Annotated in this window: 1 protein-coding gene; it reads left to right on the forward strand. The window is 71.2% G+C overall.

Annotation, left to right across the window (positions count from 1 at the left end; all coding sequences use genetic code 11):
• The coding region (locus OO57_RS38080) for a hypothetical protein (protein ID WP_033257516.1) at positions 1-326 on the forward strand (326 nt) is incomplete at both ends.

A 326-nucleotide genomic window follows, 5' to 3' on the forward strand; every position in this document is an offset into this window, starting at 1 on the left:
CGCCCTGCTCACCGGAGCAGGCGACACCCAGACCCTCTACCTCGACGGCGCCGCCCAGGGCACCCGCAGCGGCCAGATCGTCGCCCCCGGCCAGCGCGTCGCCACCGTCGGCGCGGGCTTCACCGGCGGAGCCTGGCCCGACGAGCCGCTGTACAACGGCAGCGACAACACCGGCCACCCCTCCTACTTCAACGGCTCGATCAGCGACGTCGCCTTCTACAACCACACCCTCGGCGCCCCCGCCGTCACCGCCCAATGGGCCGCCGCCAAGCAGACGTCCGCCGAACTCACCAACATCACCCTGCCCTCCACCAAGACCAAGCTTG

It is taken from the genome of Kitasatospora phosalacinea, assembly GCF_000717185.1.
GTDB lineage: Bacteria > Actinomycetota > Actinomycetes > Streptomycetales > Streptomycetaceae > Kitasatospora > Kitasatospora phosalacinea_A.